This is a genomic window from Streptomyces sp. YS-3 (genome assembly GCF_045257485.1).
Lineage (GTDB): Bacteria > Actinomycetota > Actinomycetes > Streptomycetales > Streptomycetaceae > Streptomyces.
Genome location: NZ_JBJHPC010000615.1, coordinates 1 through 4047, shown reverse-complemented (window position 1 = coordinate 4047; position 4047 = coordinate 1). Strand labels below are relative to the sequence as shown.

The window sequence follows — 4047 nt, the reverse complement described above, 5'->3', positions numbered from 1 at the left end:
CCGCAGTCCTTCGACCACAGCCGCACGGAACGCACCGTCGGGTGGGCGTGGCCCAGCAGCGTCTGGATGTCCGGCACGTCGCCGTGCGGCGACTGCGTACCCAGCACCAGGTGCAGCGTGCCGGAGGAGCGGTCCAGCCAGGCCAGTCCGGCTTCCGGCTCCAGGAACGCCGGATCGATCTGCTGGGTGAACGTCGTGGTGACGGCCCGCAGCGCCCCGGGCGAGGCCATGTCGTCCTCGACCGCCAGGAACAGCTGCTCCGCGTCGGCGTCGGGCTGCCCGTTCCTGACGAACGTCCGTTGCGCGGCGTCGTAGGCGACCCGGCCCTTGTTCCAGTGGGAGTAGCCGCCGGGGACGGTCGCGTCGAGCAGATAGTGCGCCTGGCGCTGCGCGCCGGTGAACTCCCGCCGCGTCCACGCCTCCAGGTCCTCGGTGATCTGCTGCTCCTCATCGGGCGGCGGCTCGCCTCCCGTGGGCGCGGGACCGTAGGTCACCGGTGCCGCGCCTTCGCGCAGCTCCTGGGCCGCGCGGCGGAACCGTACGAAGTCGCCGTAGACCACCACGGCCACCGGCTGACCGATGTAGTCCGCCCGCTCACCCGTCGGCAGCAGCGCCTGGACGTCGTCGGCGGACACGCGGTTGCTGTACGGGGGCTGGGGGAGGTCCGCGGCGGTGACCACCACGTCGGGCCGCAGCTCCACGGGCAGTTCCCCGAAGTCCACGCCGGTGAAGGGCCGGTCCACGTGCCGGCTGCGCAGCAGCAGGGCGTGCAGACAGTCCGCCGGCCACCCCAGGGCGGCCAGGTCCACCGGGCGGAAGTCGCTGGCGAAGACCTTCTGCCCGGTCACCCTGCGCCTGCGCCCGTCGGCCGCGTCGCCCTCACTGCCCATGGGTCCGACCTCAACACCCGCCACGACCGTCGGCAAGCCACGATGGGCTGTACGAGGCCCGGCGCCGCCGCACGTCACGGACACGGTTTGTTAGGCTCCCCTTGCCTCCCGCGGGGGAAGTCCGGTGAGAGTCCGGCGCTGACCCGCAACGGTGTGCGCGGCGACCCATGGTCCGCCGCGTGAGCCCGATCGCCCGCGGAGGGCCAGCGACCCGTTGACTGCTCGCCGTGGACTGCGAGCCGGGGGGACCCGCGCGGTCGGTACGGCCGTACGGGCCGTCTCCTGCGCGATGTCCAGCAGGCGGCCCCTACGAAGGACGGCCCCTCCCGTGCACCGACGCACAGTCCCCAGCCGGATACCCGTGCTGCCACTCGGCCTGGCCCTGGGGCTGTTACTCCTGCTGTCCCTGGTGGGCGGCGTCGGACTCGGAGCGGCCGGGGTCGGCTGGCCGAACGTGCCCCGCTTCCTGTGGGCCGGGCTCACCGGCGCGACCGTGCACGCGGGCGACGCCGCCTCGTACACCATCGTCTGGGAGATCCGACTGCCCCGGGTCCTGCTCGGCGCGGTGGTCGGGGCGGGCCTCGCGTCCGTCGGTGTCGCCGTGCAGGCGATGGTCCGCAACGCGCTGGCCGACCCGTTCGTCCTCGGCATCTCCTCGGGCGCGGCGGTGGGCGCCAACGCCGTCATCCTGCTGGGGGCGTTCGCGGGACTCGGGGTGTGGGCGCTGTCGGTGTCGGCGTTCGCCTCGGCACTCGCGGCCATGGCCCTGGTGTACGCCGTGGCCCGCTCGCCGCACGGGCTGACACCGCTGCGGCTCATCCTGACCGGCACGGCACTGGCCTACGGCTTCCAGGCCCTCACCACCGTGATGGTGTTCGGCGCGGCCCGGGGCGAGGCGGCCAGGTCGGCGATGATGTGGCTGCTGGGCAGCCTGGGCGGCGCCACCTGGGCGCAGGTGCCGCTCGCCGCGGTGACGGTGGCCGCCGGATGGGGCTGGCTGCGGTGGCGCGCCGAGGCGCTCAACGCACTCGCCATGGGCGACGAGACCGCCTCCGCCCTGGGTGTGCAACCGGCCGTGCTGCGCCGGGAGTTGTTCCTCGTGACGGCGGCCGTCACCGGCACCGTCGTCGCGGTCAGCGGGGCCATCGGGTTCGTCGGCCTGATGGTGCCGCATGTCGCACGGATGCTCGTCGGAGCCGACCACCGGCGGGTGCTGGCCGTGGCGCCGCTCGCCGGGGCGGTGCTCCTGGTGTGGGCGGACGTGCTGTCCCGGCTGCTGCTCGCCCCGGCCGAACTGCCGGTCGGTGTGATCACCGCGGTGGTCGGGGTGCCCGCGTTCCTGCTGCTGATGCGGCGCGGCGGCTACGCGTTCGGAGGTCGCTGACCATGCGGCTCGACATCGACGAGGTGACGATCGAGGCCTCCGGCACCCGACTGGTCGAGGACATCCGCCTCACCGTGGACAGCGGGGCGTTCGTGGGACTGGTCGGCCCCAACGGCAGCGGCAAGTCGACCCTGCTGCGCTGCGTGTACCGGGGCCTGCGCCCGGCCGGTGGCGCGGTCCGGCTCGACGGCGACGACCTGCACACCATGGACCCGCGGGCCGCCGCCCGGGTCCTGGCCGCGCTGCCGCAGGACTCCGCCGCCCAGTTCGACTTCACCGTCGCCGAGGTGGTCGCCATGGGCCGGCTGCCCCACCGCGACCGCACGGCCACGTCCGACCGGGAGATCTGCGCCCGCGCGATGGCACGCACGGGCGTCGCCCACCTCGCCGACCGCGGCGTCCTCGGCCTCTCCGGCGGGGAGAGGCAACGCGTCCTCATCGCCCGGGCGCTGGCCCAGCAGCCAAGGGTCCTGGTCCTCGACGAACCCACCAACCACCTTGACATCGCCCATCAACTGGACCTCCTCTCCCGGGTCCGCGACAGCGGCCTTACCGTGCTCGCCGCCCTGCACGACCTCAACCTCGCCGCCGCCCACTGCGACGTCCTGTACGTCATCGACGGCGGCCGGATCGTCTCCAGCGGGCCACCGCACGACGTACTGCGGCCCGCCCTGCTCAAGGCGGTGTTCGGCGTCCGCGCCCACCGCGTACACCACCCCGGGACAGGCGCCGTGCAGCTCCTGTTCGACCTGCCCACCCCCACCACCCCATGAGGACGCCCATGCGCAAGCTGCTCGCCGCCGTTGTCTGTCTCGCCGCGACCGCCACCGGCTGCGGCGCCACGGTCGAGTCCTCCGGGGACACCGGCTCCTCGGCGATCACCCTGACCAACTGCGGCCGTCGCATGACGTACGACAAGGTCCCCGAACGTGTCGTCACCAACGATGTCGGCATCACCGAGCTGATGTTCGCCCTCGGCCTCGAAGACCGCATGGCCGGATTCGCCATGCCCGACGACAGGGGGAAGGTAAGCGAACTGCCGTGGAAGGGCGGCTACGACAAGGTGAAGTGGCTGTCCAGGGACCAGCTCACCAAGGAGAACGCCCTCGACGCCCGCGCCGACCTCGTCTTCGCCGGATGGAACTACGGCTTCCGTGAGGACGGCGGTTTCACGCCCGAAGCCCTGAAGAAGCTCGGCATCCCCACGTACATCCTGACCGAGTCGTGCCACAACGGCCGTACGGCGTCCTCACGCGGCATCATGCCGCCGCTCGACGCCCTCTACACCGACCTCACCAACCTCGGCAGGCTCTTCGGCGTCGAGGAGCGCGCCGCCGCGCTGGTCCGCGACTTCAAGAAGCAGATCGCGGAGGTCCGGGCGCGGGCACCCAAGGGCGCCGACCGGCCCTCGGTCTTCCTCTACGACAGCGGCCGGAGCACGCCGTTCACCTCCGGCCGCTATGCCGCGCCGGAGCAGATCATCACCGAGGCGGGCGGTGTGAACGTCATGCACGACGTGGCCGACTCCTGGACCACCGTGGGCTGGGAGAGCGTCGTCGAGCGGAACCCGGACACCATCGTCATCTGCGACTACGGCGATGTGAGCGCCGAGGAGAAGAAGAAGTTCCTGCTGTCCTACGCCCCCCTGCGCAACGTCGCCGCCGTCAAGCACCGGCGTATCTTCGTCCTCGACTACGCGGACCTGGTCGAGAGCCCCCGCAACCCGTCGGCGATCGCCAGGCTGGGGGCCTATCTGCGTGCGGGGACGGGGAC

At 72.5% G+C, this 4047-nt stretch carries 4 protein-coding genes and 1 riboswitch; of the genes, 3 read left to right on the top strand and 1 reads right to left on the bottom strand.

Annotated elements, in window-relative coordinates; genetic code table 11:
- Window positions 1-890, bottom strand: an 890-nt coding sequence (locus tag ACJA3G_RS31865; RefSeq protein ID WP_406556521.1) for a hypothetical protein, incomplete at its 3' end; no start/stop codon positions are given.
- Between the two features lie 113 nt (window positions 891-1003).
- Window positions 1004-1085, top strand: a riboswitch (cobalamin riboswitch).
- Window positions 1086-1179: 94 nt separating this feature from the next.
- Here ACJA3G_RS31865 and ACJA3G_RS31860 point away from each other — a divergent pair.
- From ACJA3G_RS31860 to ACJA3G_RS31850, 3 genes are all read left to right on the top strand, one after another.
- Window positions 1180-2274: a FecCD family ABC transporter permease gene (locus ACJA3G_RS31860; protein ID WP_406556522.1), complete on the top strand. Its 1095-nt coding sequence runs from the start codon at window positions 1180-1182 to the stop codon at window positions 2272-2274.
- Between the two features lie 2 nt (window positions 2275-2276).
- A complete protein-coding gene (locus ACJA3G_RS31855; RefSeq protein WP_406556520.1) occupies window positions 2277-3047 on the top strand; it encodes an ABC transporter ATP-binding protein in 771 nt (256 codons plus the stop codon).
- An 8-nt stretch (window positions 3048-3055) separates the two neighbouring features.
- Window positions 3056-4047, top strand: a 992-nt coding sequence (locus ACJA3G_RS31850) for an ABC transporter substrate-binding protein (protein ID WP_406556519.1), incomplete at its 3' end; no start/stop codon positions are given.

Coding starts and splice junctions, on each gene's coding strand:
- ACJA3G_RS31860 (WP_406556522.1), top strand. CDS start 1,180: ATGTCCAGCAGGCGGCCCCTACGAAGGACGGCCCCTCCCGTGCACCGA.
- ACJA3G_RS31855 (WP_406556520.1), top strand. CDS start 2,277: ATGCGGCTCGACATCGACGAGGTGACGATCGAGGCCTCCGGCACCCGA.